Here is a 26,269-nt window from a genome sequence, read left to right as displayed (position 1 = left end):
AAACTATAATAGCCGTCAGCATTTTATTAAGGACCTGTAACAGTCTATGGCGAAATATCTTCAGCTGGTGGAGCAAATTCAGGCGCAAATCGATGCCGAAGTCTGGCAGCCGGGCGAAAAGCTGCCCTCGCTGCGCGATCAGGTTAGCCTGAGCGGTATGAGCCTGATGACCGTAATGCACGCCTATCAGGTGCTGGAAAGCCAGGGAATAATCGTCTCGCGCCCGCAGTCGGGCTATTACGTCGCGCCCCGCACCGAATTTCTCAGCCAGCCGGTGACGCATCAGAAAGTGCAGCTGGCGGAGACGGTGGATATCAACGCTTTTATCTTTGACGTGTTGCAGGCCTGCCGCGATCCGCTGACGATCCCTTTCGGCTCCGCTTTCCCCGATCCGGAGCTGTTTCCACAGCGGCAGCTGATGCGCGCCCTGAATCATGTTTCCCACAGCCTGACGCCGGGCGATGCGATCAATAACCTGCCGCCGGGCAATGAGGCGCTGCGTAAAACGCTGGCGCGCCGCTACGCCCAGCAGGGCATTACCGTTTCGCCGGATGAGATTGTTATCACCAACGGCGCGATGGAAGCGCTCAGCCTGAGCCTGCAGGCGGTAACCGAACCGGGCGACTGGGTAATTATCGAGAACCCGACGTTTTATGGTGCGCTACAGGCAATCGAGCGGCTGAAGCTGAAGGCGGTAGCGATCGCTACCGATCCGCAACACGGCATGGATCTTAACGAGCTGGAGCAGGCGCTACAGCGCTGGCCGGTAAAAGCGTGCTGGCTGATGACCAATCAGCAGAACCCGGTAGGTTTCACCCTGAGCCGCGAGAAGAAAAAAATGCTGGTTAACCTGCTGGCGGAACACAACGTTGTGCTGATCGAAGATGACGTTTACAGCGAGATTTATTTCGGTGCCGACAAACCGCTACCGGCGAAAGCGTTCGATCGCCAGGGCAACGTGCTGCATTGCTCTTCTTTCTCGAAGAATCTGGTAGCGGGCTTTCGCGTAGGCTGGGTGGCGGCGGGGAAACAGGCGCTGCGTATTCAGCGGCTACAGCTAATGAGCACCATCGCCACCAGTGCGCCGATGCAGCTGGCGCTGGCGAATTACCTCGGCACGCGCAGCTATGACAGCCATCTGCGCAGGCTGCGTCAGGTGCTGGAGCAACGTAAAAATCTGGCGCGTCAGTCGCTGAAGCGCCATTTGCCGTGCGGTGCCAGAATCAATGATTCGCGCGGCGGCTATTTTTTATGGATTGAGCTACCGCGCCAGGTTAACGCCACTCAGCTTTATTACCGGGCGCTGGAACATAACATCAGCATTGCGCCGGGCAGCATGTTCTCGTCGGGGCAGCAGTATGCCAATTACTTTCGCTTTAATACGGCCTGGCGGTGGGATGATGCGATGGAAGCAGCGATAGCCCGGCTGGGCGCGCTGATTGCCGATATGATGTGAAGCGGCAAACGCCTTTAACAGCGACGTCTGCCGACAGCGATCAGACGGCGGCGGCGGGTTTATTGCCCCAGGTAAGATGATAAACATCGTAGAAATCTACTTCACCCTTCAGCGACAGCAGCTTCTGAATGCCTGCCTTGACATGCTCAGGGGTAGAAGGGTGATTAAGAATATCGTTAACTGCGGCTTCTGACAGCGTGCGCACGTAATACCACTCGCCGTTATAGCAGACGCGCAGATCCAGCGTATCAATATCCTCGAAGCGATACTTCGGATTGATATCCAGCAGCATCAGAAAGCTCATCAGCAGCACAAACAGGGTAGCGCCCCAGAAGGCGGGCCAGCCAAGATAGTCGGTGGTGAAGATCAGCGCCACGCACAGCCCGTAGCAGACATACATCGTCAGCCACAGCCCCGGATGTGTCTTCAGAAAGTTAAAGCTAAAGCGCGGTTTGTTATCGCGCAGCTCTTCGCGGTTCAGCGTGTCAATTTCACGCAGCATAATCTGTTTGATGGCATCCATTGTTTTACCTCGGTCATTGAAGCCAACGATAAAATAATTAAACCATGAGTGTAGCAAGGAGGGACAGAAACAGATTCTGATAAAAAAACTATAACAGTTGGTAACAATGCGCTAACGATGAGCGATAAAAAGGGCAATAAATGTCACCTTACCTGATGAAACCCATGCTGAAAAGCGTACTACCTGAATAGCGCGATCATCGGCGACGGTGATTCTTTGAGTAACAGCGCAAATACTTGCATGGTAATTTGAGTTAAGTCTTATTTATTAGCAAGTTATGTGAGGTGGGCGACAGGATTTTGATTGCAAAGTTATTTACTTTTGCCACAATTGATTAACGTCGCGTTTAACAGGAGAGGCGTTATGTTTTCCCCTTCTTCCAGCCTGATGGCTATGATGTCATTTGCCGCCGGTACGCTCTTTGCGGGCATGTCGAGTAACCCGCAGCATCTGATGCTGGCTCACCCATCCAATAATGTACCCAACAATCCGCTGCCGCTGATTATCTATCCACGTGTGGTACCGGATGACGTCGAGGATATTGCAGCCTGGTTCGAACAACGTTTTACGGAAAATCACTGGCCTGCACGCTGGCGCGCGGCGATTTTTCCCTATACGCATTATCACTCTAACTGCCATGAGCTACTGGGCGTAGGTGCGGGCTGGGCGGAAGTGCTGTTTGGCGGTGAAAGCGGGCGTATGGTAACGCTACGCGCCGGGGATGCGGTATTAATTCCTGCTGGCGTGGGACATCGACAAATTGCGGCCAGCGAAGATTTCTTTACCGTAGGCGCTTATCCGGCAGGCATGGAACCTGACACGCTACGCGATGAAAAAAGCCATATGGAGAAAGCGCTGGCTAATATTAAAAAAGTACCGTTACCCTCGTTCGATCCGCTAACGGGTGGAGAAGGAGCGGTAACGGATTTTTGGCATCCTGTAGCACAGCAGATGTCCCATTCTCATTAATTAAAGGTGGGGTGGTGTAACGGGCTGCCCCATAATTAACTCAGAGTAAAACATGTAGCACGTATTAAATTAATATAGCGTGAGTTATCTAATACCTCAGACCAGGTAGTTTCTTTTCGCGACTTCGTTAATATCAACCACGCTTTTAACCCCAAGCTTACGTAAAATTTTTATTTTATAGGTGCTGATAGTTTTATTACTAAGTGAAAGCTGTAACGCAATCTCTTTATTAGAATAGCCCGCAGCCAGTTTTCTCAGCACCATCAGCTCACGGCGAGAAAGCGACATTAGTTTTTCACTTTCAGGATGCAGATTTTTCACTTCCACGCTGGAGGAGTTCGGATAGAACTTAACGCCTTTATCAATAGTGCGAATGGCCTGTAGCAGCTGGGCGGTATCGTGGCTCTTATAGAGGTAGCCATCGACGCCGAGCATCAGGCAGCGCTGCATGTGGAAATCGCTTTCAGAAGCGGTTAACACAATGATTTTTTGCTGTTCATTGATGCGTTTCAGGCTTTCAATCACCTGCATTCCGTCGCGTCCTGGAATATTGAGATCCATGATCACCAGATCGGGGCGATGCAGGCCCACGTCGGCGATAACCGAGGTGCCATCTTCCGCGACGCCAGCAATCACGTAGCCGTTAGCGCGTAAATAGGCTTTGATGCCTGAGCAGATAAACGGGTGGTCGTCGACAATAAATACGGTATTAATCATAATGAGTCCTGTGCGATATTATAAAAATCTAAAGTGATGAACTTTATTAGTTTTTTTATTTGGTGTAAATGATTATAACTATCCCGTTAAATCATCAATGTGAGAATTGTCTCTAATTCCACAGTTAGCCCATTTGTTCTTTAAAGTTATTTTGTTGTACGAATAAATAAATTGATAATTCAATGATTTGTCGACGCAGGTAAACTTATTCACTTTTTTTACTGTATGCCAGAATTTAAAACTACCAAAAAATCTTAAAGCAAAGATATGATTTTATCGTTCCTCCCAGCATCGTTGAAAAAACCAGTTAATTAACTAAAAGGAATAAATCTTTTTCAAAAAAGTTATTATCGAAAATAATAAATGAAAAGGTTATCGGATCAATTAATTTTTTTGGTTACGATAATTCAGGGAATAGATAGATTACTAGAGAAAGTATAATCCCAAAAACAGTGCTAAAAAGGGAAAAACTCAGCCAGGACAACTAAATAAAGCCATTGCGCTGCGTTGACGTTACGCTTTTGTGGGCCGCATCTGCTTTAGCGTAGCGGGAGTAAACCACCGCGCTGTCACAACCAAAATTAGCTAAAACAGTACAAGGTTATTTTTTTTCAGTTAATCTTATATTTATCAGGAGGCTAAGCGTCCTTTTCTGATACTAAAATAAAACCGATCGCTTCGCGCTACTAACGCTAGACCCTGCTCAGATAAATTCCATTACTCTCAGGCTAATAATCAAACTTCCTGCTTAATTGATGCGCAAGGCTAACAGGCAGACACTCTGGTCATCGATTTTAGATAAATCACAAATGAGCCAGGAGGTTAGCTATGTTGCCTGAAACATCGTCAGGCCGCGTCTGGGATACGCGTCGCACCGAGAAACAGCGACGCATTGAATCACTCGCTATTCCAGGCAAAGTTCTGCCCACTCACGATTTACCCGCCGTACTGGAAAAACTGATTGCGCCGGGCGACCGCGTTGTGCTGGAGGGGAATAACCAGAAACAAGCTGATTTTCTGTCGCGTATGCTGGCAGAGGTCAACCCGCAGAAGGTTCACGATCTGCATATGATTATGCCGAGCGTCAGCCGCAGCGAACATCTGGATATCTTCGAAAAGGGCATCGCCCGTAAACTTGACTTCTCCTTCTCCGGTACACAGAGCCTGCGTATTTCGCAGCTACTGGAAGATGGACAATTGGAAATTGGTGCGATTCACACTTACATCGAGCTTTACGCTCGTCTTTATGTGGATCTGGTGCCGAACATCGCGCTGGTTGCAGGCTTTAAAGCCGATCGCCAGGGCAACCTGTATACCGGTCCCAGCACCGAAGATACGCCGGCGCTGATTGAAGCCGCCGCCTTCCATAACGGTATCGTTATCGCTCAGGTTAACGAACTGGTGGATGATGTCTCCGATCTGCCGCGTGTGGATATCCCCGGCTCCTGGATCGACTACGTGGTTGTCGCCGACAAGCCTTTCTTTATTGAACCGCTGTTTACCCGCGATCCGCGCCTGATTAAACAGGAACATGTCCTGATGGCGATGATGGCGATCAAAGGCATCTATGCTGAACACCAGGTGCAGTCGCTGAACCACGGCATCGGTTTTAACACCGCCGCGATTGAGCTACTGCTGCCTACCTACGGTGAAAAGCTGGGGCTGAAAGGCAAAATCTGTAAACACTGGACGCTGAACCCGCATCCGACGCTGATCCCTGCCATCGAAAGCGGTTGGGTAGAAACCGTTCACAGTTTCGGTAGTGAGCTGGGGATGGAAAACTACATCGCCGCACGCCCTGACATCTTCTTCACCGGTCCTGACGGTTCGATGCGTTCAAACCGCGCGCTGTGTCAGCTGGCTGGTCAGTATGCGGTTGATATGTTTATCGGTTCAACGCTACAGGTTGATGGCTACGCCAACTCCTCCACCGTTACCCGAGGTCGTCTCTCCGGCTTCGGTGGCGCGCCTAACATGGGGCACGATCCACACGGTCGTCGTCACGCAACGCCTGCATGGCTGGCCATGATCGACAAGCCCGATCCGATGGTTCGCGGGCGCAAACTGGTAGTGCAGATGGTGGAAACCTTCCAGGCGGGCGGTAAACCAACCTTCGTAGAAAAACTGGATGCCGTTGACGTGGCGAAAGCCTCCAACATGCCGCTGGCACCGGTCATGATCTACGGCGAAGACGTGACTCACGTTCTGACCGAAGAAGGGATCGCCTATCTCTATCGCGCAGAGTCGATGGAAGAACGCCGGGCGATGGTAGCGGCAGTAGCCGGTATCACTGATATCGGTCTGGGTGTGGATGCCAAACGCGTCGCGCAGCTGCGTCGTGAAGGCAAAATCGCCTGGCCGGAAGATTTGGACATTCGCCGTAGCGAAGCCACCCGTTCGCTGCTGGCGGCGGGCAGCGTTGCTGACCTGGTGGAATGGTCTGGCGGCCTTTACAACCCACCGGCTAAATTCCGGAGCTGGTAATGACGATGCAACCGCAACTCTCTGAACAGCGCGCTGAACGGCTGGCTGAACGGCTGGCGGAGCGGGCGAGCATGGCGCTGATTGATGAAGCGCGCCTGACGCCCAAACCGGGGCTGGTAGACGGTCGCGGCAGCGGGGCGCATCAGGATCTGACGCTGACGCTGATGGAGCTTTCTGCTCGCAGTCTCCAGCCGACGTTCCACGCGTTAGCGCTACACAGCTGGCAGCGTCCGGCAGATATCGCGCTGCGCCAGCTGGTTGGTCAGCTGGGGCGCGAAGGCGAAGCGCAGATGATGGCGGCCACTAACGGCGTCAACACCCATCGCGGAGCTATCTGGGCGCTCGGGCTGCTGGTCAGCGCCGTCGCCATGCTGGACGGCGATGCGACGGCGGAAGCCGTTTGCCGTACCGCCGCCGCGCTGGCAAGCCTGCCGGACGATCGTGCCCCGCGCAGTTTCAGTAAAGGGTTGCGGGCCACGCAGCGTTATCGGGTACCCGGCGCGCGCGAAGAGGCGCAACAGGCGTTTCCGCATATTCGTCAACTGGCGTTGCCGCAGCTACGACGTAGCCGGGCAGCTGGGGCGACGGAAGAGCAGGCCAGGCTTGATGCGCTGATGGCGATCATGACCTCGCTCAGCGATACCTGCGTACTGTCGCGCTCAGGCCTGAACGGTCTGGAGGCGATGCAGCAGGGCGCGCAACGGGTGCTGGACCACGGCGGTTGCAGCACATTGCCGGGACGTCAGGCGCTGGCTCAGCTCGACGCGAAGATGCTCAGCATGAACGCCTCACCAGGCGGCGCGGCGGATCTGCTGGCGGCCACGCTGTTTCTCGATGGTATCTGTTTACTCACACATTGAGGATGTTATGGAACAAATCACACTTTCTTATCCTGCCACTCGCACCCTGCAAGGACGTGCACTGGTTGGTGTCGTGGGCTCCGGTGATATGGAAGCCCTGTTCGTCCCTAACGAGGGCGAAAAACTTGAAGTCAGCATCACTACTTCGATCGTTAACTTTGAAGCACGCTGGCGTGCGCTGTTTGACCGACTGAGCACCTTAACTGAACTGCCTGCCGGTCAGCTTACCATTCATGACTTCGGTGCCACACCTGGCGTCGCACGCATCCGAATCGAACAGGTTTTTGAGGAGGCGGCCCATGCGTAATGACAGCAGTTTTATTGAACTGCGGGCGCGTGAACGTGCGCACCTGCTGCTGGATGAAGGTTCATATCGCGAGCTGCTCGATCCTTTCGACGGCATTATGTCTCCCTGGCTGCCGATGCAGGGCATCGTGCCGCAGGCCGATGATGGCATGGTGGTAGCGAAAGGCACCATAAACGGCAAACCAACGGTAGTGATCGCTATCGAAGGGACGTTCCAGGGCGGCAGTATGGGTGAAGTCTCCGGCGCGAAAATGGCGGCGGCACTGGAAATGGCGGCGGAAGATCATCGTCGCGGCGTACCGACTCAGGCGGTGCTGTGCCTTGAAACCGGCGGCGTGCGCCTGCAGGAAGCGAACCTCGGCCTGGCGGCGATTGCCGATATCCACGCTGCGATTGTCGATTTGCGTCGCTACACCCCGGTTATTGGCGTCATTACCGGTACCGTTGGCTGCTTCGGCGGCATGTCCATCGCTGCTGGCCTGTGCAGCTCGCTGATCGTAACGCGTGAAGCGCGTCTCGGTCTGAACGGCCCGCAGGTTATCGAACAGGAAGCGGGTATCGAAGAGTATGACTCACGCGATCGTCCGTTTATCTGGAGCATTACCGGTGGCGAAGTGCGCTATCGCAGCGGCCTGGCCGATGTGCTGGTTAACGACGGCGTACATGCGGTTAAGCAGGCGGTCAGCGATGCGCTGGCTCGCGGTGTACCGGCACGTCATCGCACCGATAACTACGAGCCGATGCTGGCGCGCCTGAAAGCGGTAGATACCAGCAAACAGGCAGATAGCGAACAGATTCAACAATTTTTTGCGGGAGACGCGCTATGAAAACAATCAGTCGCGGTGAGCGCTGGCTGGCGCTGCTTAGTCAGAATGCGCCTCGCTTAGGGGGGTTATGTCCGTCTGTACAGGTGGCGGATGCCGATCTGGATGGGGAAAGCGTGCGTTACATCGCCGTGGTGCCCGATGAAAACAATCACTTCCCGCGCGCGGCTGGCGGTGAAGTGGGCCTGATGGAAGGCTGGACGCTGGCGAAAGTGGTGAAAGAAACCGTAGCCGCCGATGCCAGTGCCGAACGTAAACGCCCGATTATCGCGGTGATTGACGTTCCCAGCCAGGCTTATGGGCGTCGTGAAGAAGCGTTTGGTATTCACCAGGCGCTGGCTGCTTCCGCTGCGGCCTGGGCTGAAGCACGTCTGGCCGGTCATCCGGTGATTGGTCTGATCGTCGGTAAAGCGATGTCCGGTGCCTTCCTGGCGCATGGCTACCAGTCCAACCGACTGATCGCCTTCAACGATCCGGGCGTTATGGTTCACGCCATGGGTCAGGCCTCTGCGGCGCGCATCACTCTGCGCAGCGTGGAAGCGCTGATTGAGTTGGCGTCAACGGTGCCGCCAATGGCCTACGATGTGAAAAACTATCAGACGCTGGGCCTGCTCGATGAACTGCTGAATATCGCTAAACCGGATGAACCGGGTGAGGCTGAAAAACAACAGGTTATTGAGTCACTCATTCGTCAGATCAAAGACGCCCGCGATGGTGATAACAGTCTGCAGCATCGTTTGCGCGGTGAAAACCGCCGCAGTTCCGCGTTAGTACGTGAACGTATGCGTGCGGCCTGGTAACTATTATTCATGCCAGGACAAACCTGCCAGGTGGATAGTGATGGGCACTTGTTGCCCATCCATAGCAATAGCCTGTAAATAAAAATAAACCATCGCACCTGTGCCACTTTCAACTCATTGTTATACAGGTGAAATATGACATATATCATTCTTCATGCACTTGCCCCTATTTTTGTCATCATGCTTTTGGGCTTTTTAGCCGGTAAGGCAAAAATGGTGGATAACAAGAACGTCGCTTTATTGAATATCTTTGTAATGGACTTTGCACTGCCGGCGGCGTTGTTTAGCGCCACGGTACAAACGCCCTGGAGCGGTATCGTTGAGCAGATGCCGCTGGTAGTGGTATTGACGCTGGCGATGTGGATTACCTACGCCGTTATCTATTTTCTCTGCATCAAAGTGTTCCACAAGTCGGCGCAGGATGCCGCAGTGCTGACGCTGACGGTGGCGCTGCCAAACTACGCCGCGCTCGGTCTGCCGATCCTCGGTAGCGTACTGGGTGAAACCGGTGGTACTTCGCTGTCGGTCGCTGTCTCTATCGCCTGTGGTTCGGTGTTAATGACGCCGTTCTGTCTGTTGATTCTGGAACGTGAAAAAGCGCGTGCCGCAGGTACGGCGCAGGGTTCATCGCTGGCGATGCTGCCGGTACTGATGTGGCGCTCAGTGAAAAAACCGATCGTCTGGGGTCCGCTGCTGGGGGTGGTGCTCTCTGCGCTGGGTATCCATATGCCGGATCTGGTGCTGACCGCGATTAAACCGCTGGGCCTCTCCGCTACCGCAACGGCGCTGTTCCTGACCGGTTTGATCCTCTCTGCTCGTCAGCTGAAACTGAACGGCGCGGTGGCGCTCTCCAGCGTAACCAAACTGCTGATTCAGCCAGCCATTGCCTGGGGTCTGGTTCTGGTGATGGGGCTGCACGGTACGCTGGCGATTACCGCGATTCTGATGGTAGCGCTTTCTGCGGGCTTCTTCGGTGTGGTATTCGGTAACCGTTTTGGCGTGCAGTCACCTGATGCGGAAGCTACCTTGCTGATCAGCTCCGTGCTCTGTATCGTCACGCTGCCGCTGTTTATCTCTTTAACCGCAGGAATGTAACTGATGCTGCCGCGTCCCCACGACTTGATTTGGCTTAGCAACCCACAGGCGCTACAGGGCGAACTGCCCGACTGGGTAGCGCAGCAGTGGCAGCCCACGCTGCCGCTGGTGGTGCGCCGGGATATGCATCCGGCGGGGCTGATCGCCGTGGGAATTCGCGGTATCGGACGTGAACGTCGCGCTGCTGCCTGGCTACCTGCCACGGCGGTGGCCCGCTGCGTTACGCCAGAGTCGCTGGCAAACGTTGCATTGTTACTGCGTTCGGTGTTTGTTTCTCAGCCGCCGGTTCAGGGGGCAATTCTGCTGGCGCAGCGCGCCTGGCCCTGGCAGTGGGGCATTACCGGTAGCTGTGGCTATGCGCTGGCCACCACTGAAGTGCCGGTGCTGCACAGCGGCAGCGATCTCGATCTGCTGATTCGGGCACCGCAGCCGATAGCGCCGGAAAAATTCCAGGCCTGGCAGCAACAGCTGCTGCGCCTGCCGTGTCGGGCAGATACCCAGGTAGAAACGCCCTGCGGCGCTTTTGCGCTTAATGAATGGCTGCGTGATGGACGGGCGCTGCTGAAAACCAACCGGGGGCCGCGTTTGGTTAAGGATCCCTGGCAGGCTGAAACGGAGGTATAGGTTAATGAAAGTGCTGTTTATGTTTCCCGGACAGGGGCCGCAGCGGGTTGATATGTTGCAGGGGCTGCCGGACGGCGAGAATTTGCTGCGCGAGGCGAGCGAAGCGTTAGGCGAAGATGTCACTCTGCTGGACAGCGCCGAGGCGCTGCGCCATACCCGTGCGGTGCAGCTTTGCCTGCTGATTGCGGGCGTCGGCTGGGCGCGCGAACTGGCGCGTCAGGGGCTGGAGCCGGAAATGGTCAGCGGCCTCTCAATCGGTGCTTTTCCAGCCGCAGTGGTAGCGGGGGCGCTGGCGTTTGATGACGCAGTGCGTCTGGTGGCGTTACGCGGTGAATTAATGGAGCAGGCCTGGCCGTCAGGCTACGGACTGACGGCGATTACCGGTCTGCGCCAGAGTGAAATTGAGCCGCTGCTGGGCGATTGCTATCTGGCGAACATCAATGCCGCGCAGCAGATGGTGATCGCAGGTAGTGAAGAGGCGATGCGGCAGGCAGGCGAACGGGCAATTGCCCACGGCGCTCAGAAAGTGCATCGGCTGGCGGTAAGCGTACCTTCGCACTGCGCATTGCTGGACGCCCCGGCGCAAAAACTGGCGCAGGCCTTTGCCAGCGTAACCCTGACACGCCCGCGCTGCGCCTATCTCAGCGGCAGCAGCGCCCGTCTGCTCTGGCAGCCGCAGCAAATCGCTGACGATCTGGCGATGAACATGGCGCGCACCGTGCGCTGGCACGAAGCGATGGAAGCCGCCAATGAACGCGATATCGGCCTGGCGCTGGAGATGCCTCCCGGCGCGGTACTGACCGGTCTGGCACGACAGCCACTGTCACGCGGCGATGCGCTGTCGCTGGAGCAGGGGGGCATAAAGCTGGCGCTTAAGCTGGCTGAACAGGCACGCTCCCAGCGCTAGCAGGTTGGCATTGAGCTCGTGATTGCGATCACGCTGGCTCAGCAGGCGCGCTCCCCAACGCCAGGCGAGACCTCACGCGCATACATGCGGCCTTCCGCTACCAGCGCCAGCAGGTTGGGATCGTGCTCGCGATTGCGATCGAACACGATAGCGATGGTCTGGCGCATCTGATAAGGCTCCGAGAGCGGCAGCAGTTGCAGGCTGTTTTCATAGATGCGTCGCATTCTGCCCGGCACCAGCGCGAAACCCACGCCCGCCTGCACCAGGCTGAGCATAGAGAAGATGTCATTAACGCGCATCACGATATTGGCATCGAATCCCGCCACGCTGAAGGCTTCCTGAAAACCGTGAAACGTGGCGAAGCCTTCCGCCAGTGACACAAATTTTTGCTGTCGATAATCGCGCAGATCGACAGATGTTTGTGTGCCGAGCTGCGCATCTGCCGGGGCGGCGAGGAAAATATGATCCTCAAACAGCGGCAGCACCTCATGACGTCGCCTGTCGATCTGGCTATCGGTAATCGAGAGCAGAATCGCATCCATCTCTCCCTGCTGTAGCTTCTCCAGTAACAGCTGATTGGAACCCATAGTTAAATCAAGCTCCAGATCGGGGCGACGCAGCTTCATCCCCATAATCAGACGCGGCACGGTTTCCAGCGTCAGTGAATAAAGCGTGCCGATGCGCATATGTTTCTGCCCCAGCCCCGCTTTATCACGTGCCTCATCAATCCCTTTCACCATCACATCGACCGCATCCAACGCATATTCCAGCAGCGTACGCGCGGCGGGCAGCGGTTTCAGGCTACGTCCCTGGTGGATAAACAGCGGGCAGCGCACATTTTCTTCAAGCGTATGCAGCGCACGGTGCACGCTGACGTTGCTCAGATTCAACTGTTCAGCGGCACGAGCAATATTGCCGCTGGCCATAAAGGCAATAAAGATTTCCAGTTTACGAAAGCTGATATCCGCATCAATTTTCATGCAACGCCCTGTTTGGTTAATAAAATAGTGAAAACAAAGACAGCATAATCTGGCTTAAGGGTTTTAGTTAAGATCATTTCACCTGTCATGTGCTGAAAAAAGGTCTGCCGCTGCCGATATGCATGGAATAGAAAGGTGTCGTCCGCACAAGTCAGGCGGGCGGGCCGATAACTTCTCTTTAGCGTAGCGCTGAATAGCCAGACGCACTACGTTGCCATGTCTAACTCACCCAGACAGCCGTTTGGGCCGCTATCGGGCAACATAATGAATAAGAATCCAGACTCACTTTATCGACTGCTGGTACAAAGCGTGGTCGATTACGCCATTTATATGATCCATCCTGACGGCACGATCGTTAACTGGAACGCAGGTGCGCGGCGGGCAAAAGGTTACCTGGCGGAAGAGGTCGTCGGCAAAAACATCGCTATTTTTTACAGCGAAAGCGAACAGACGAAAGGTCAGGCGGCAAACAATCTTGCTATCGCCGCCCGCTGCGGGCGCTTTGAAACCGAAGGCTGGCGCTATCGCAAGGATGGCAGCGCCTTCTGGGCGCACGTGGTGATCGACGCCATCTACGATGAAAACGGTGCCATGCTGGGGTTTGCGGTCATCACCCGCGACTGTACCGAACAGCAGGCGCTGCTGCGACAGAAGCGCGAGCAGGAGGAGAAGTTTCGTCTGCTGGTAGATGGCGTTACCGATTACGCTATCTACATGCTGGACGCCGAAGGCCTGGTGGTGAACTGGAACAGCGGCGCGCAGCGCGCCAAGGGTTACACGACGGAGGAGGTAGTCGGGAAGCATTTTTCCCTCTTCTACAGTCTGCCGGAGCGCATGGCCTATATTCCGGAAAAGAATCTGCAAATAGCCTTTCGTACCGGACATTTCGAAGATGAGGGCTGGCGCTACCGCAAGGATGGCAGCGCGTTCTGGGCGCATGTGATTATCCAGGCGATCCACGATGACAACGGCAAGCTGCTCGGCTACGCGAAAATTACCCGCGACTGTACCGAACAGCGCAGGCTACAGCAGGAACGGCGTACCCAGGAAGAGAAATTTCGCCTGCTGGTGGAGAGTGTCACCGATTACGCCATCTATATGCTCGATCCCGGCGGTCACGTAGTGAACTGGAACGCGGGCGCGCAGCGCGCTAAGGGTTACAACACCCAGGAGATCATCGGCCAGCACTTTTCGTTGTTCTACAGCGCGCAGGATCGGCAGAACAAAACGCCAGACTCCAACCTGAATATCGCACGTAAAACCGGACGCTTTGAGGATCAGGGCTGGCGCTACCGTAAGGATGGCAGCGCGTTCTGGGCGCACGTGGTGATCGACGCGATTCATGACGACAGCGGTAAGCTGGTTGGCTTCGCGAAAATCACCCGCGACGTTACCGAGCGGCGCGAGTATGAACAGCAAATCCTGCGCGCCAAAGATCTGGCGGAGGCGCAAAGCGAACGCATGACTTCCATGTCACGCTTTCTTGATACCATCATCACCAGTATTCCTTCCTGTGTGCTGGTAGAGGATGCGATATCGCGGGAAATTCTGCTGGTGAATCGCAAGGCGGAGCAGCTGTTTGGTGTGGAAAAAAACAGTATGCACGGCAAAAAGCCGCATGAGTGCCTGCCGCCGGAGCTGAGCGACTATTTCAACGCGCTGGCGGATGCGGCGCTACGCAGTGAAGGTATCCACCAGAGCGAGCAGCAGCTGGTAACCGCCTGCGGCGATCGCATTCTGCACACTCGCGTTGCCACGGTGCGCGGCGGTGATGCGCGCACGCACTATGTGATATTGATTGTGGATGACGTTACCGATCAGCGCGCCGCCGACGCCCGTATTCACCATATGGCCCATCACGATTACCTTACCAGCCTGCCGAACCGGATTCTGTTTCGTCAGCGGCTGAGCGATGCGCTGCGTCAGGACAGCCTGCACGAGCGACAGACGGCGGCGCTCTGCCTCGATCTGGATAATTTTAAAAACGTCAACGATGCGCTCGGTCACCAAATGGGCGACGAGCTGCTGCGCGTTATTGCCAGACGCCTGCGTGCCATACTGCGCGAGCAGGATACGCTGGCCCGTATCGGTGGCGATGAGTTTGCCATTGTGCTGCCTGGCCTTAGCCGTCAGCAGGAGGCGAGCGCGGTAGCACAGCGGCTGATCGATACTGTACAGCCGCCGATCAACGTTGAAGGGCATAATTTGTCGGTAGGGCTGAGTATCGGTATCGCCTTCGCTGATGCAGAGCTTTCGACGCCGGAGCAGCTCTTGCGCTGTGCCGATATGGCGCTGTATGAAGCCAAGCGCAACGGGCGTAATCGCTATGAACATTTCACGCTGGAGATGGACGCGCAGGCGCGCACCCGTCGCAGTATGGAAAACGATCTGCGCGAGGCGATCACTGAAGATCAACTGCGACTCTATTATCAGCCGATTACTAACAGTGAAAAGAAGGCAATTATCGGTTATGAGGCGCTAATGCGCTGGCATCATCCGCAAAAGGGGTTGATCATGCCGGGCGAGTTTATCGCCATCGCTGAAGAAACCGGACTGATTCATAGCCTCGGTGCCTGGGCGCTGTACGAAGCGTGCCGTGAAGCGAAGAACTGGCCGGGGGGCCAAACGGTATCGGTCAACCTGTCGCCGGTACAGTTTAAAAACAGCACGCTGATCGCGACGGTAGAGGGGGCGCTGAAAGCGTCCGGTCTGGAACCCTGGCGGCTGGAGGTGGAGATTACCGAGTCGGTGCTGCTGGATGACTCGCTCGGCAATATCCACACGCTGCAAAGCCTGAAGGCGCTGGGCGTGCTGATCGCGCTGGATGATTTTGGCACCGGTTATTCGTCGCTTAGCTATTTGCGATCTTTCCCGTTCGATAAAATTAAAATCGACAAATCTTTTATTAGCGATATGAGCGACAGCCGCGAGGCGCTGGCGATAATCCGTGCTATAACCGGCATGAGCCGCAGTCTGGATATTCAGATTACCGCTGAGGGCGTCGAAAGCCGAGAGCAGTTTGATAAGCTTAAGGAAGAGGGATGTACGCTGTTTCAGGGCTACTTTTTCGGTCGACCGCAGCCTTCTGAGCTACGGCTGACCATGCTATAACCCGATCCCGGCGCACGATGCGCCGGAGCCGGGAAAGCGATATCAGTTTGCCGAGCCGTGGCTGCCGCTGTCCAATGCTGCCAGATCTTTATCGACAAAGAACAGGCTTTTGCCACTGTCGCCGACCAGCGCCAGCTTATCGAGGATGGATTTAAACAGCTTCTCTTCTTCATGCTGTTCAGCCACGTACCATTGCAGGAACTGGAAGGTGGAGTAGTCCTGGCTGGACATTGCCGCGTGCGCCAGCTCGTTGATTTTACGTGTGATTAGCTGCTCGTGCTCGTAGGTCTGCTGGAACAGATCCGCCAGGGATTCAAATGAAACCGGCGGCGCAGGAATTGTGCCCAGTACCGGCAGCGCCCCGGTATCGCTCAGGTAATCAAACAGGCGCTGCATATGTTCCATCTCTTCGCGTGAGTGAGATTTCAGGAACGCGGCAGCCCCTTCAAAACTTTTATCGCTGCACCAGGCGCTCATTTGCAGATAGAGGTTGGCGGAATAGAACTCCAGATTCAGCTGGTCATTTAAGCGGGCAATCATGTCATTTGTCAGCATAGCATTTCCTTATTTATGGCAGGCAAACATTGTTTGGTGAATTATGCAGCAAACGGGCAGCCGGGAACATGCTTTTTTGCACAATATTCATTTTTAATACGCTGATTTTAAAGAGAATTGATTCTATTTTTGAATGAGATTAACTCGTATTTGCAACCGTATTTCTGTAAAAAATACTGACTATCAAGGTATCAGCGGGTTAAGAGGGCAATTTCCGCTAAATAGTCCATTTTTCTGTTTGATAAACAGCAGGAAAAGGCGGCGGAGTGACGCCGCCTGACAGATTTATTCCTCTTTTAACGCCTTGGTCACGTTGCTGATAGCGCTGACTACCTCAGCGGCGCTGCCACGGATTTCCGCGATGACCTCTCCCGCCTCCTGCGCAAGGGCGACTCCGCGATCGGCGCGTTGTAGATTGGTTTCAATGCTGGTTAATGCTTTACCGGCCAGCAGATGATTATCCCTGACCATTTTTTCAATCTCGCTGGTGGCCTGGTTGATATTGGCTGCCAGCGAACGCACCTCATTTGCTACTACCGCAAAGGCGCGCCCGTGTGCGCCAGCTCGCGCGGCTTCTATCGCGGCGTTCAGCGCCAGCAGGTTTGTCTGGCTGGCGATGCTGCGAATGGTTTCGACTATCTGCCCGATGCGATCGGACTGGGCGCTCAGGCTGGAAATATCACCGGAGATATCATGCAGCTCGCCCGCCAGCGCATTGATATTTTGTACGCTGTTTTCCACCACGTCTGCGCCAACCCGCGTGCTTTCATTAGTGCGCAACGCGGTTTCATAGGCCTGCTGTGCCGCTTCCCGCTCCTGTTGGTTTTTCTCTACCTGACTGGTGACGTTGGAGGCAAATTTAACGATTTTATACAGCTCGCCGTTTTCATCGAAAACCGGGTTATAGGTGGCGCGCAGCCACAGCGTGCGCCCCTGTTTATCAACCCGTTGAAACTGACCGGAGATAAAATCGCCGTGATTCAGCTTTTGCCAGAAGGTTTTGTATTCTTCGCTGGCACGCAGCGCCGGGGTACAAAACATACCGTGATGCTGACCGATAATTTCTTGCTCGCGGTAACCGGTGGTCTTTAAAAAGTTAGCGTTGGCTTTCAGCACTTCGCCGCGCAGATTAAAAGCGATGACCGCCATAGAGCGATCGATAGCGGTGGTTAAGGCGCGCTGCTCCTGCGCATCCAGCACGTGCGCGGTAATATCTGACGCCAGCTTGACGATTTTTATCACCTTGCCAAAGCGATCGCGTACCGGCACGTAGTTCGCCTCCAGCCAGACCGGATGTCCCTGCTTATCCAGCCGCAGGAACTTATTGCTGAAACTCTCGCCGCGCTGTAGTCGCTGCCAGAAAGCCTGATACTGCGGTGAGGCGGCCAGTTCATCCGGGCAGAAGATGCGGTGATGCTTTCCCTGTATTTCCTCCAGTTGATAGCCCATGCGATCAAGAAACAATTTGTTGGCGTTTAAAATTGTACCGTCCGGCGTAAAGGCAATGGTAGCAATCGCTTCATCAAGCGCGGCCAGCGTTGCGGAAGGATAGGCGCACTGCTGTGAAGCGAGACGTGATGCGATTCCTGATGCAATAGAACGAAACATGGTGAACCTTTATTGTGTTATGGGTTTCACCAGTGGTTATCGGCCCCGCTGCTTAAAAGCTGAGCGGAGAGGGCGGGGATGCACGCGCTTTTTACCGATCTTTTACCGATTGCTGCAAAAGAGCGCAAACGGAGAAATTTCGATGAAAAGCATTTGACGACAAAGCGCCTTTACGGTTTAATGCGCCCCGTTGCCCGGATAGCTCAGTCGGTAGAGCAGGGGATTGAAAATCCCCGTGTCCTTGGTTCGATTCCGAGTCCGGGCACCACTATTCTAAAGAACCCGCCCACAAGGCGGGTTTTTGCTTTTTGCGGATCGGGTTGTTACAGCTCGTCCAATATCCCGTGCAGCCTCAATACAGGCATCCGGGGATTTCATCTCTGGTAACAATAATATTTCTGAAGTTACTACCGGTGCACCACAGTAATCAAAAATTCCGTGTACTATCTGGGTATTAAAGGCACCAAAATAGTCGCGTTTTTCATAGGTTTTTTTGGTAGCCGCGCCCAGTGCCACTAAATGCACGGGTAAATGGCCCAGCTTTTTCAATACCTTTTCTTCTGCGGTTTCTTCATAAGCCCAGCCGTTGGAAAAGACCCGATCGATCCAGCCTTTTAATAATGCAGGCATGCTCCACCAGTAAACGGGAAAGACCAGCACCAGCGCATCTGCTTTATCAATACGCGCCTGTTCTGCTGCAATATCAGGCGGCGTTGCGCCGGTTTGCTGAAAAAGCGCCATATCGGCTACTGAGTAAACCGGGTTAAAGCCTTCCTGCATCAGATCTGCGATTTCGTACGTATTGGCCGGGTTAGCGTCGGTAATGCCTTGCGCAATGGCCTTAGCAGTGCCGTGAGTTAATGAGGTATCGAGAGGATGAGAAACAACAATTAATGCGTGCATTAGAGAGACTCCCTGTTGCTATAGACCACTATTAGACGTAATCTTATATACTAATGGTAACTTACTTGTGGTAGGTTACCTTTGGTATATAAGCAAGTCAACAGGAGAATGCCTGCCATGCCTGAATCGCTCACGCGACAGCGGTTATCAAGAGAAGAACGTCATACTCAACTGGTAGAAGTTGCATGGCGGATTATTCGTGAAGAAGGGACGGAAGCACTGACCCTGGGGTATCTGGCAAAACAGGCTGGCGTAACGAAGCCGGTAGTTTACGATCATTTCACCAGTCGTTCCGGGCTTCTGGCTACACTTTATAAGGAGTTCGATCGGCGTCAAACGGAAGCGATGGATGACATGATCAGCAAAACGGAACCGGTTTTAGAAAAGCTGGCTGTGGTTATCGCCAATTCCTATATCGAATGCGTGTTGCTTCAGGGGCGTGAAATGCCCAGCGTAATGGCGGCCCTTACCGGTACGCCTGAGCTGGAACAAATCTGGCAGGATTATGCGGCTTCATTTACTGAAAAATGCCGCAGGCTGTTTGCGCCGTTCTGCCAGCAACCGCCTGGCGATGCCCCCCTGCGGGCGATGCTTGGCTCTGCCGAAGGGCTGTCCTGGGCTGTGGTTAACGGGGTGATTACGGAACAGCAGGCAAAGGATGAGCTGTTTCAGGTGATTATCGCGATGGTACAGCGGTGTGGTATAAAATAACCGGGTAAAGTCAGAAAATTATTAAACACAGCTCGTGTGAATGAGATTAAAAACACGGGCTAAGCCTTTATAAATACGATCGATATGCGGCTTTCCTCTGTAAAAGGAAAATCAGGCATTATCGGTTAGCGCTTCCTCCATTATTTCTTGCACTTTATTAACGGCTTAATCCTTAAGCAATACTTAACGCCTTGAAAGATAGCTATTGTCAGTGAAATAGAGCCTGATGTCCTGAGTCTAAAAGCTGAAATGAAAGCGCGCGCTGGTTATCTTTCCTGACGAAGAAATAATATGTTTAAACCTGACAGCATAACTTTATACGTTGATGATGTAGATATGAACACGCATTTTATCAGGCAATGCTGGGAGAAGAGTCAGTTGAAGCTTTCCCCGGTTTTTCGGTATTTATCGGTGCCGATAAAAGATTCAAAATAAAAACAGACATGCTCGGTTTCTGACAGGGAAAATAACCATGTTAATAGCAGGGTTAATAGCGACAGCATATTATTGCGCTAACGCAATAACGGCTCTGTTTACGTTTAGTCAGGAAACTTCTGTTGATCATGATTAATAACGTTGAGGCTTTTTTATTATAAAAAGACGGCTGTGGTCATGTTTGATCACGGCTCAGGCCGTTATTTTTCCTTCAGCATCAGGTATAGCGTTATGTCAGGAAAGCGTATCCAGCGAGAAAAGCGCACCATTGAAAAAATGATCGCTCTGTATCAGTCCAGCTGTCCGCAGGCGTTACCCGAACCAGAGCGTTACCAAAAGCTATATCAGTATGCGGTAAAACGCCTCGATCGCTGTGCTTACGGTGAAGATAAGCCCGCCTGTAAGCAGTGCCCGATTCATTGCTATCAGCCCGCGCCGCGTGAAGAGATGAAACAGATTATGCGCTGGGCGGGACCGCGTATGCTGCTGCATCATCCCATTCTGGCGATACGTCATCTGATCGATGATAAACGTCCCGTTCCGCCATTACCGGAAAAATATCGACCGAAGAAAGATCGGTAGCCGTTTCCCGCGTTTGTACTTTTTCGTCTTTTTCTCCGTCTTTATCATCTTCCATTTTCACGCCTCTGTTACCTGTTGGACATCATTTTTTAGCGTTGACAGAGGCGGGTTACCTCCTTTACCCCATGATTTTTTTGCGTTATTTGCGGCCTCGATCCAATAAGAATTTTGCTTCGCTTGATCAATATCAAACATGTCATTCAGATGAAACTTTTTGGCTGGACGCGACAAAACAAACCTTTTATAAAGCGCAACGATAATTATTATCGTTTGCATTCGAGGTTTCGATGATACGCTTAACCAGGAATCGGCGCTTTTTGCTGTCCGCGCTTACGCTCTCTTTCGCACAGCACGCCGCCGCAGAAATAACCTCACAGGAAAAGACGCTGGTCGTGACGTCAAGCCGTTCGGCAACGTCGCTATGGAACAGTCCGGCAACGATTCAGGTGATTGATAAAGAGACGCTGGAGAAATCCACCAATGTGTCGCTGGCCGATGAGCTACGCGATGTGCCCGGCGTTGAGATTACGGATAACGCGCTGGCCGGACGCAAACAGGTACGCATTCGTGGTGAAGCTTCTTCGCGCGTACTGATGCTGATCGACGGGCAAGAGGTGACCTATCAGCGCGCAGGGCAGGATTATGGTCCTGGGCTGCTGATTGATGAATCCGCCCTGGAGCGTATCGAAATCGTTAAGGGGCCCTATTCCGTACTGTACGGATCGCAGGCGATCGGCGGCGTGGTTAATTTCATCACCCGTAAAGGTGGCGATAAACCGCTTGGCGGCGTTATTAAAGCGACCTATGACACCAGCACAAACGGCTGGAGCGAATCTGCCGCGGCCTGGGGCAGCATCGGGCATTTTGATTACCGGCTGAACGGCAGCTATGCCGATCATAACGAGCGCGATACGCCCGATGGACGTCTGCCGGATACCGGTTATCGCAACCATAGCCAGGGCGCGTGGCTGGGCTATCGCTGGGATAAACATAAGTTTGGCCTGTCGCTCGATCGCTATAACCTGTCAACGCAAACCTGGTATGACTCGCCTGATTACGAAGAGTTTAGCGTCAGAATCCCTAAGCTGGAGCGTGAAAAGCTGGGGCTGTTTTATGATTATGAGGCTGACGGCAAGTATCTGAAAAGCCTACACGTAGACGCTTACGTGCAGACGCTTGAACGTCAGTTCGAGAATAATATTGCGGTGGTTCAATCTTCTGGTTCGCCGATGATTGGCAATATTAGCGTTGCCAACCAGACGCAATCTCTTGATAAACAAAATACGCGGGGGCTAACGCTACAGTCAGATTTTGATCTGCCGGGTAATAATCACCTGGTGATGGGCTCTCAGTATCAACAGGATCGCATCAGGCAGCGTTCGGCGGGCTATACCCACGCCAGTACCAGTACCGGCTTTCCGCCTGGCGCAAATTATATCGCCAATAAACATTCTCATAATCGTGGCGAACAGGCCAGCTGGTCGTTGTTTGCCCAAAACGAATGGCGCTTTGCGGATAACTGGAACTGGACGGTAGGCGCGCGCCAATACTGGCTGGAATCCTCGCTGCTGGGCGGCGATGAGACGGTTGATCATTCCAGTAAGGGCGTCAGCGTTAACCGGCTAAAGCAGCGCACCGCGCACGATAACGCGCTGGTCGCCTCTACCAGCCTGCGTTACTCCGGTTTTGAAAACACCGAGCTGCGGCTGGCCTTCGCGCAGGGTTATGTTTTCCCAACGCTCTCCCAGCAGTTTATGCAAACTTCGGCAGGCAACGGTATTTCTTACGGTAATCCCGATTTAAAAGCCGAGCACTCCAATAACTATGAATTTGGCGTGCGCTATAACGGCAATATGTGGCTAATCGACGGTGCGGTTTATTATTCCGAAGCGGATGACTATATCGCTTCGGTAGCCTGTGCCGGACAAGCGGTATGCGAAGGGAATAATAACAGCGGCAGAGGCGACGGTTACTATTTTTACGACAATATCAGCCGCGCCAAAACCTACGGCATGGAGCTCTCTGCGGAATATAACGGCTGGGAAGTTTCCCCTTACATCAGCGGTAATCTGCTGCGCCGTCAATATATCGGACAGAACCATCATACCTGGCATACCGGCGAACCGACGCTCAGCGGCAGAATAGGGCTGAAGCATACTCTGTTGCTTAATGCTATGACGCTTTCCTCCGATCTCTGGCTGCGTGCGTCGGCAAAAGCGGAGGATGACACCTCGGCTGATGCTCCGGGCAAACGCTATCCGGGATGGGCAACGTTAAACCTGGCTTTCAGCAGCGAATTCGGGCCTGAAGAGCAGTACCGGGTCAATCTCGCCCTGAATAATCTGACCAATAAGCGCTACAAAACCGCACATGAATCGATCCCGGTTGCGGGCTTCAATGCGGCGATGGGCTTCGCATGGACGTTTTAACGATGATGAAAAAATTCGCGATGACCCTGGCGGGATGGCTGCTGTGCGGTAGCGTACTGGCGCAGAATCCGCCGCCGCAGCGCATCGTAGCCGCCGGTGGCTCGCTGGTAGAGCTTATCTGGGCGCTGGATGCTGGCGATAAGGTGGTTGGCGTGGATGAAACCGCCGTCTGGCCGCCGCAGGTTAAACAGTTGCCGCAAATTGGCTACTGGAAGCAGTTAAGCATCGAAGGCATTCTCTCGCTGCGCCCCGACCTTTTTATCACCTGGCAGGATGCCGAACCGCGGCTGATTTTCGATCAGCTGAAGCATCACAATATCAGAACGGTAGCGTTGCCGCGCACACCCGCCACGCCGGAGCGACTCTATGAAAATATTCTGGCGTTAGCTGAAGCGGTGCAGGCAGCGGAAAAAGGCCAGGCGCTGGTCGCCAGCCTGCGTCAGCGTCTGGATCGCGTTGCCGGGCGTAACGCCTGCCAGACGCATCCGGTGCGCGTGATGTTTTTGCTGGCACCCGGCGGCAGTACGCCGCAGGTGGCCGGGGAAGGCAGCGTTGCCAACGTCATCCTGACGCTGGCCGGAGGTAAAAATGTCGCCACGCATCGACAGTATCGCAGCTACAGCAGCGAAGCCATTATTGCCGCCAATCCTGATGTCATCGTGGTTACCTCGCAAAGCGGGCAGGGCGCGCGCGATAAGCTGGCAGCCAGCGTGCCCGGCATCGATCGCACCGCCGCCTGGAAAAATCAGCGCATCGTGGAGATCGATCAGTCGCTAATCCTCGGTATGGGACCGCGCATCGTCGATGCCGTTGAATATTTGCACCAGCAATTCTGGCCGCAGCCGGATGAGCTTAAGGCTGACGCTGCTTGTCCATCCCGTTCCTGAAATAAAACCAATTAAAGATACCCGTATGAATGTTCCACAGCCTGATTTAACGCCGCACTTTGCGCTGTCTGGCCCACAGCCGTTTCGCGATCGTCGCGCCACTATGCCGTGGCGCGGTTCCTCACCGGTAATCAAAGAGAAGCATGCTGAAACCTGGCAATCGCTGCTGGCGCATCCGGCACCGCCACGTAAGCGGTTGCTCTATCTGCACATTCCTTTCTGCGCCACCCACTGCACTTTCTGCGGTTTTTATCAGAACCGCTATGAAGCAGACCATTGCGCACGCTATACCGATGCGCTGCTGGAAGAAATTGCGCTGGAGGCAGACAGCCCGCTGCATCAGTCGGCACCGATCCATGCCGTCTATTTTGGCGGCGGCACGCCTTCCGCCCTCAGTGCGAACGATCTCTCACGCATTTTGACGCGTCTGCGCAGCGCGTTACCGCTGGCTCCCGACTGTGAAATCACCATTGAAGGGCGCGTACTTAACTTTGATGATGAACGCATCGATGCCTGCCTTGACGCGGGCGCGAACCGTTTCTCTATTGGTATTCAGACATTTAACAGCCGGATCCGCAAGCGTATGGCCCGCACTTCCGATGGCCCGCAGGCGATCCGTTTTATGGAAAATCTCTGTCGCCGCGATCGCGCCTCGGTGGTCTGCGATCTGCTGTTTGGTCTGCCGGATCAGGATGCGCAGAGCTGGGCGGAGGATCTGGCCATCGCGCAGCAAATCGGGCTGGACGGCGTCGATCTCTATGCGCTCAACCTGCTACCTGAAACGCCGCTGGGCAAAGCGGTCAGCAACGGGCGCGTTGAGGTGCCTGCGCCGATAGCGCGGCGCGATCTCTATTTGCAGGGCTGCGAAGCGCTGGATAAAGCGGGCTGGCACTGCATCAGCAACAGCCACTGGGGGCGAACCACACGCGAGCGCAACCTGTATAACCTGCTGATCAAGCGCGGCGCGGATTGTCTGGCGTTAGGCTCCGGTGCGGGCGGCTCGTTAAACGGTTATTCGTGGATGGTGGAGCGCAACCTGGAAGCCTGGCATCAGGGCATTGCCGCCGGTCATAAGCCGCTAATGATGATGATGCGCGCCACCGAAGCGCGTGTGGAGTGGCGACATGAGCTACAGGCCGGGATCGAAACTGCCAGGGTGGCGCTGGACACGCTGACGCCTCATGCCGAACTGCTGACGCCGCTGCTACAGCAATGGCATCGGGCCGGACTCACCCGCGATGATTCAACCTGCCTGCGCCTGACCAATGAAGGACGCTTTTGGGCAAGCAACCTGTTGCAGTCTTTGCAGCAGCTGATTTCCGAACTGAACAGTCACCCGGCGTGACACCAACTGGAGAGAAATTTTATGAGCCACACTGAGCTACGTGCCTTTTTAGCCACCAACCCGGACGGTACGCTGGAGGCGATTGCAGAGAAATTTAACGTTACGCTGCTGGAAGTGGTGCAGCAGCTGCCGAAAAGCACGTTAACCAGCGGAGAGCAGTTTGATACCGTCTGGGATACGGTGGTGGAGTGGGGCAAAGTGACTACTCTGGTGCATACCGCCGATGTCATCCTGGAATTCACCGGCGATCTGCCTTCCGGCTTTCATCGCCACGGTTACTTCAACCTGCGTGGGCGTCACGGTATGACCGGCCATATCAAGGCAGTTAACTGCCAGCATATCGCGCTGGTGGAACGTCAGTTTATGGGCATGGATACCGCATCAATCCTGTTCTTTAACCAGGCGGGCAGCGCGATGTTTAAGATCTTTCTCGGTCGTGACGAGCATCGTCAGCTACTGACTGAACAGCTTGTTGCTTTCCGTGCGCTGGCTCATCGTCTACAGGTGATGGCGTCATGAAACCGTGGCTGATTTTCGGCGCTGGCGGCACCGGCACCGGGCGCTGCGTGCTGGATCTGGCGCTGGCAGCCGGGCGTCCGGTGGTGGCGGTGGTGCGTAATCCTTCTGCGGCGGCCCAGCTTGATGCGCTGGGCGTGGCGGTGGTGGAAGGCGACGCCCGTGATGCGCAGGCGGTCGCGCTGGCCTGCACCAAAGTGGGTCACGCGGCGACGGTTATCTCGACGCTGGGCGGTGCGCAGGAATTTGAGGCGCACCGCGTCATTATCGATACCGCGGCGGCACAGGGGCTGGAGCGCATGATCATGGTTTCTTCGCTTGGCTGCGGCGATAGCTGGCGCTGGCTGTCGGCGCGCGCGAAGGCGGCCTTCGGGCAGTCGGTGCGGGAGAAAACGCTGGCGGAAGCCTGGCTGCAAACCAGCCCGCTGGATTACGCCATCCTGCGTCCTGGCGGTCTGCTAAACGGCGAGGCGACGGGCATGGCGCAGCTTTTTCAGGGCGAGGAAGTGCATGGCTTTGTTCATCGCCGTGATGTGGCGGCGATGATTGCCCGGCTCGACGCCGCCGATAGCCTGAACAATCAGGTTTACAGTCTGGTGCAGCCGGGGCTGGCACCTGAAACGGCCTGAGCGGTGCGGCGCG

Annotated in this window: 24 protein-coding genes and 1 tRNA gene; 19 read left to right on the top strand and 6 right to left on the bottom strand. The window is 54.6% G+C overall.

The annotated features are described in order from the left end of the window. The first annotated feature begins 46 nt into the window (after positions 1–46). The gene (locus C7M51_RS13610; protein WP_160622288.1) at positions 47–1,456 is read left to right on the top strand and encodes an aminotransferase-like domain-containing protein; all 1,410 of its coding nucleotides are present in this window, start codon (positions 47–49) and stop codon (positions 1,454–1,456) included. A gap of 40 nt (positions 1,457–1,496) precedes the next feature. Here C7M51_RS13610 and C7M51_RS13605 read toward each other — a convergent pair whose 3' ends face one another. Beyond that, positions 1,497–1,979 carry a YlaC family protein gene (locus tag C7M51_RS13605; protein WP_160622287.1) on the bottom strand — a complete coding sequence of 161 codons (483 nt, stop codon included), beginning with the start codon at positions 1,977–1,979 and terminating at the stop codon, positions 1,497–1,499. A 363-nt stretch (positions 1,980–2,342) separates the two neighbouring features. On the opposite strand from C7M51_RS13605, the gene C7M51_RS13600 reads away from it, so the two are divergent. Further along, positions 2,343–2,948, top strand: coding sequence for a cupin domain-containing protein (locus C7M51_RS13600; RefSeq protein ID WP_160622286.1), 606 nt, complete (start codon positions 2,343–2,345; stop codon positions 2,946–2,948). 96 nt (positions 2,949–3,044) lie between these two features. Here C7M51_RS13600 and C7M51_RS13595 read toward each other — a convergent pair whose 3' ends face one another. Then, the gene (locus C7M51_RS13595; protein ID WP_160622285.1) at positions 3,045–3,665 is read right to left on the bottom strand and encodes a response regulator transcription factor; all 621 of its coding nucleotides are present in this window, start codon (positions 3,663–3,665) and stop codon (positions 3,045–3,047) included. Between the two features lie 828 nt (positions 3,666–4,493). Between C7M51_RS13595 and mdcA the strand changes: the two genes are divergently transcribed. From mdcA to mdcH, 8 genes are all read left to right on the top strand, one after another. Further along, the gene (gene mdcA, locus C7M51_RS13590) at positions 4,494–6,149 is read left to right on the top strand and encodes a malonate decarboxylase subunit alpha (protein ID WP_160622284.1); all 1,656 of its coding nucleotides are present in this window, start codon (positions 4,494–4,496) and stop codon (positions 6,147–6,149) included. Beyond that, positions 6,149–7,009 carry a triphosphoribosyl-dephospho-CoA synthase gene (locus C7M51_RS13585; protein WP_160622283.1) on the top strand — a complete coding sequence of 287 codons (861 nt, stop codon included), beginning with the start codon at positions 6,149–6,151 and terminating at the stop codon, positions 7,007–7,009. Before mdcA ends, C7M51_RS13585 begins: the two co-directional genes overlap by 1 nt. A gap of 7 nt (positions 7,010–7,016) precedes the next feature. Further along, entirely contained in the window at positions 7,017–7,316 is a 300-nt protein-coding gene (mdcC, locus tag C7M51_RS13580; RefSeq protein ID WP_160622282.1) for a malonate decarboxylase acyl carrier protein, read from the top strand. Further along, a complete protein-coding gene (locus C7M51_RS13575) occupies positions 7,309–8,142 on the top strand; it encodes a biotin-independent malonate decarboxylase subunit beta (RefSeq protein WP_160622281.1) in 834 nt (277 codons plus the stop codon). The genes mdcC and C7M51_RS13575 overlap by 8 nt, the downstream gene beginning before the upstream one ends. Continuing rightward, positions 8,139–8,939: a biotin-independent malonate decarboxylase subunit gamma gene (mdcE, locus tag C7M51_RS13570; protein ID WP_160622280.1), complete on the top strand. Its 801-nt coding sequence runs from the start codon at positions 8,139–8,141 to the stop codon at positions 8,937–8,939. Before C7M51_RS13575 ends, mdcE begins: the two co-directional genes overlap by 4 nt. Before the next feature lie 135 nt (positions 8,940–9,074). Further along, positions 9,075–10,034, top strand: a complete 960-nt coding sequence (locus tag C7M51_RS13565) for an AEC family transporter (protein WP_160622279.1) — start codon at positions 9,075–9,077, stop codon at positions 10,032–10,034. Positions 10,035–10,037: 3 nt separating this feature from the next. Next, a complete protein-coding gene (locus tag C7M51_RS13560; protein WP_160622278.1) occupies positions 10,038–10,658 on the top strand; it encodes a malonate decarboxylase holo-ACP synthase in 621 nt (206 codons plus the stop codon). Positions 10,659–10,662: 4 nt separating this feature from the next. Further along, complete coding sequence (gene mdcH / locus C7M51_RS13555; RefSeq protein WP_160622277.1) at positions 10,663–11,565, top strand: malonate decarboxylase subunit epsilon; 903 nt, start codon at positions 10,663–10,665, stop codon at positions 11,563–11,565. A gap of 38 nt (positions 11,566–11,603) precedes the next feature. On the opposite strand, the gene C7M51_RS13550 is transcribed toward mdcH, so the two are convergent. Further along, entirely contained in the window at positions 11,604–12,545 is a 942-nt protein-coding gene (locus tag C7M51_RS13550) for a LysR family transcriptional regulator (RefSeq protein ID WP_160622276.1), read from the bottom strand. Between the two features lie 264 nt (positions 12,546–12,809). On the opposite strand from C7M51_RS13550, the gene C7M51_RS13545 reads away from it, so the two are divergent. Further along, positions 12,810–15,656: a bifunctional diguanylate cyclase/phosphodiesterase gene (locus C7M51_RS13545; RefSeq protein ID WP_160622275.1), complete on the top strand. Its 2,847-nt coding sequence runs from the start codon at positions 12,810–12,812 to the stop codon at positions 15,654–15,656. A 42-nt stretch (positions 15,657–15,698) separates the two neighbouring features. Here the strand turns inward: C7M51_RS13545 and ftnA are convergent, their stop codons facing one another. Both ftnA and C7M51_RS13535 read right to left on the bottom strand, forming a co-directional pair. Next, positions 15,699–16,211: a non-heme ferritin gene (gene ftnA, locus C7M51_RS13540; protein ID WP_160622274.1), complete on the bottom strand. Its 513-nt coding sequence runs from the start codon at positions 16,209–16,211 to the stop codon at positions 15,699–15,701. A gap of 285 nt (positions 16,212–16,496) precedes the next feature. Further along, positions 16,497–17,819, bottom strand: a complete 1,323-nt coding sequence (locus tag C7M51_RS13535; RefSeq protein WP_160622273.1) for a methyl-accepting chemotaxis protein — start codon at positions 17,817–17,819, stop codon at positions 16,497–16,499. Positions 17,820–18,011: 192 nt separating this feature from the next. Between C7M51_RS13535 and C7M51_RS13530 the strand changes: the two genes are divergently transcribed. Then, positions 18,012–18,087, top strand: a tRNA-Phe gene (locus C7M51_RS13530). A gap of 5 nt (positions 18,088–18,092) precedes the next feature. On the opposite strand, the gene C7M51_RS13525 is transcribed toward C7M51_RS13530, so the two are convergent. After that, positions 18,093–18,722 (bottom strand): NAD(P)H-dependent oxidoreductase, encoded by a 630-nt coding sequence (locus C7M51_RS13525; protein ID WP_160622272.1) that lies wholly within the window; start codon positions 18,720–18,722, stop codon positions 18,093–18,095. Between the two features lie 117 nt (positions 18,723–18,839). On the opposite strand from C7M51_RS13525, the gene C7M51_RS13520 reads away from it, so the two are divergent. From C7M51_RS13520 to C7M51_RS13490, 7 genes are all read left to right on the top strand, one after another. Beyond that, positions 18,840–19,433 (top strand): TetR/AcrR family transcriptional regulator, encoded by a 594-nt coding sequence (locus C7M51_RS13520; RefSeq protein WP_160622271.1) that lies wholly within the window; start codon positions 18,840–18,842, stop codon positions 19,431–19,433. 666 nt (positions 19,434–20,099) lie between these two features. Continuing rightward, positions 20,100–20,450, top strand: a complete 351-nt coding sequence (locus tag C7M51_RS13515) for a nitrous oxide-stimulated promoter family protein (RefSeq protein WP_160622270.1) — start codon at positions 20,100–20,102, stop codon at positions 20,448–20,450. A 287-nt stretch (positions 20,451–20,737) separates the two neighbouring features. Then, positions 20,738–22,879 (top strand): TonB-dependent receptor plug domain-containing protein, encoded by a 2,142-nt coding sequence (locus C7M51_RS13510; RefSeq protein WP_160622269.1) that lies wholly within the window; start codon positions 20,738–20,740, stop codon positions 22,877–22,879. A gap of 20 nt (positions 22,880–22,899) precedes the next feature. Next, the gene (locus C7M51_RS13505; protein WP_244323841.1) at positions 22,900–23,766 is read left to right on the top strand and encodes a heme/hemin ABC transporter substrate-binding protein; all 867 of its coding nucleotides are present in this window, start codon (positions 22,900–22,902) and stop codon (positions 23,764–23,766) included. A 25-nt stretch (positions 23,767–23,791) separates the two neighbouring features. Then, positions 23,792–25,111: a heme anaerobic degradation radical SAM methyltransferase ChuW/HutW gene (gene hutW / locus C7M51_RS13500; RefSeq protein ID WP_160622267.1), complete on the top strand. Its 1,320-nt coding sequence runs from the start codon at positions 23,792–23,794 to the stop codon at positions 25,109–25,111. A 21-nt stretch (positions 25,112–25,132) separates the two neighbouring features. Continuing rightward, positions 25,133–25,630, top strand: a complete 498-nt coding sequence (gene hutX / locus C7M51_RS13495; protein ID WP_160622266.1) for a heme utilization cystosolic carrier protein HutX — start codon at positions 25,133–25,135, stop codon at positions 25,628–25,630. After that, positions 25,627–26,256 (top strand): SDR family oxidoreductase, encoded by a 630-nt coding sequence (locus tag C7M51_RS13490; RefSeq protein ID WP_160622265.1) that lies wholly within the window; start codon positions 25,627–25,629, stop codon positions 26,254–26,256. Before hutX ends, C7M51_RS13490 begins: the two co-directional genes overlap by 4 nt. Positions 26,257–26,269 lie beyond the last annotated feature (13 nt).

It is taken from the genome of Mixta intestinalis (assembly GCF_009914055.1).
In the GTDB taxonomy this organism is placed as follows: Bacteria; Pseudomonadota; Gammaproteobacteria; order Enterobacterales; family Enterobacteriaceae; genus Mixta; species Mixta intestinalis.
Note: the sequence above shows the minus strand (reverse complement) of the source record. Positions and strands in the feature narration are given on the sequence as shown.

Excerpts from the sequence above, each read along its gene's own strand:
- C7M51_RS13610 (WP_160622288.1), top strand. The coding sequence starts at position 47 with ATGGCGAAATATCTTCAGCTGGTGGAGCAAATTCAGGCGCAAATCGAT.
- C7M51_RS13605 (WP_160622287.1), bottom strand. The coding sequence starts at position 1,979 with ATGGATGCCATCAAACAGATTATGCTGCGTGAAATTGACACGCTGAAC.
- C7M51_RS13600 (WP_160622286.1), top strand. The coding sequence starts at position 2,343 with ATGTTTTCCCCTTCTTCCAGCCTGATGGCTATGATGTCATTTGCCGCC.
- C7M51_RS13595 (WP_160622285.1), bottom strand. The coding sequence starts at position 3,665 with ATGATTAATACCGTATTTATTGTCGACGACCACCCGTTTATCTGCTCA.
- mdcA (WP_160622284.1), top strand. The coding sequence starts at position 4,494 with ATGTTGCCTGAAACATCGTCAGGCCGCGTCTGGGATACGCGTCGCACC.
- C7M51_RS13585 (WP_160622283.1), top strand. The coding sequence starts at position 6,149 with ATGACGATGCAACCGCAACTCTCTGAACAGCGCGCTGAACGGCTGGCT.
- mdcC (WP_160622282.1), top strand. The coding sequence starts at position 7,017 with ATGGAACAAATCACACTTTCTTATCCTGCCACTCGCACCCTGCAAGGA.
- C7M51_RS13575 (WP_160622281.1), top strand. The coding sequence starts at position 7,309 with ATGCGTAATGACAGCAGTTTTATTGAACTGCGGGCGCGTGAACGTGCG.
- mdcE (WP_160622280.1), top strand. The coding sequence starts at position 8,139 with ATGAAAACAATCAGTCGCGGTGAGCGCTGGCTGGCGCTGCTTAGTCAG.
- C7M51_RS13565 (WP_160622279.1), top strand. The coding sequence starts at position 9,075 with ATGACATATATCATTCTTCATGCACTTGCCCCTATTTTTGTCATCATG.
- C7M51_RS13560 (WP_160622278.1), top strand. The coding sequence starts at position 10,038 with ATGCTGCCGCGTCCCCACGACTTGATTTGGCTTAGCAACCCACAGGCG.
- mdcH (WP_160622277.1), top strand. The coding sequence starts at position 10,663 with ATGAAAGTGCTGTTTATGTTTCCCGGACAGGGGCCGCAGCGGGTTGAT.
- C7M51_RS13550 (WP_160622276.1), bottom strand. The coding sequence starts at position 12,545 with ATGAAAATTGATGCGGATATCAGCTTTCGTAAACTGGAAATCTTTATT.
- C7M51_RS13545 (WP_160622275.1), top strand. The coding sequence starts at position 12,810 with ATGAATAAGAATCCAGACTCACTTTATCGACTGCTGGTACAAAGCGTG.
- ftnA (WP_160622274.1), bottom strand. The coding sequence starts at position 16,211 with ATGCTGACAAATGACATGATTGCCCGCTTAAATGACCAGCTGAATCTG.
- C7M51_RS13535 (WP_160622273.1), bottom strand. The coding sequence starts at position 17,819 with ATGTTTCGTTCTATTGCATCAGGAATCGCATCACGTCTCGCTTCACAG.
- C7M51_RS13525 (WP_160622272.1), bottom strand. The coding sequence starts at position 18,722 with ATGCACGCATTAATTGTTGTTTCTCATCCTCTCGATACCTCATTAACT.
- C7M51_RS13520 (WP_160622271.1), top strand. The coding sequence starts at position 18,840 with ATGCCTGAATCGCTCACGCGACAGCGGTTATCAAGAGAAGAACGTCAT.
- C7M51_RS13515 (WP_160622270.1), top strand. The coding sequence starts at position 20,100 with ATGTCAGGAAAGCGTATCCAGCGAGAAAAGCGCACCATTGAAAAAATG.
- C7M51_RS13510 (WP_160622269.1), top strand. The coding sequence starts at position 20,738 with ATGATACGCTTAACCAGGAATCGGCGCTTTTTGCTGTCCGCGCTTACG.
- C7M51_RS13505 (WP_244323841.1), top strand. The coding sequence starts at position 22,900 with ATGACCCTGGCGGGATGGCTGCTGTGCGGTAGCGTACTGGCGCAGAAT.
- hutW (WP_160622267.1), top strand. The coding sequence starts at position 23,792 with ATGAATGTTCCACAGCCTGATTTAACGCCGCACTTTGCGCTGTCTGGC.
- hutX (WP_160622266.1), top strand. The coding sequence starts at position 25,133 with ATGAGCCACACTGAGCTACGTGCCTTTTTAGCCACCAACCCGGACGGT.
- C7M51_RS13490 (WP_160622265.1), top strand. The coding sequence starts at position 25,627 with ATGAAACCGTGGCTGATTTTCGGCGCTGGCGGCACCGGCACCGGGCGC.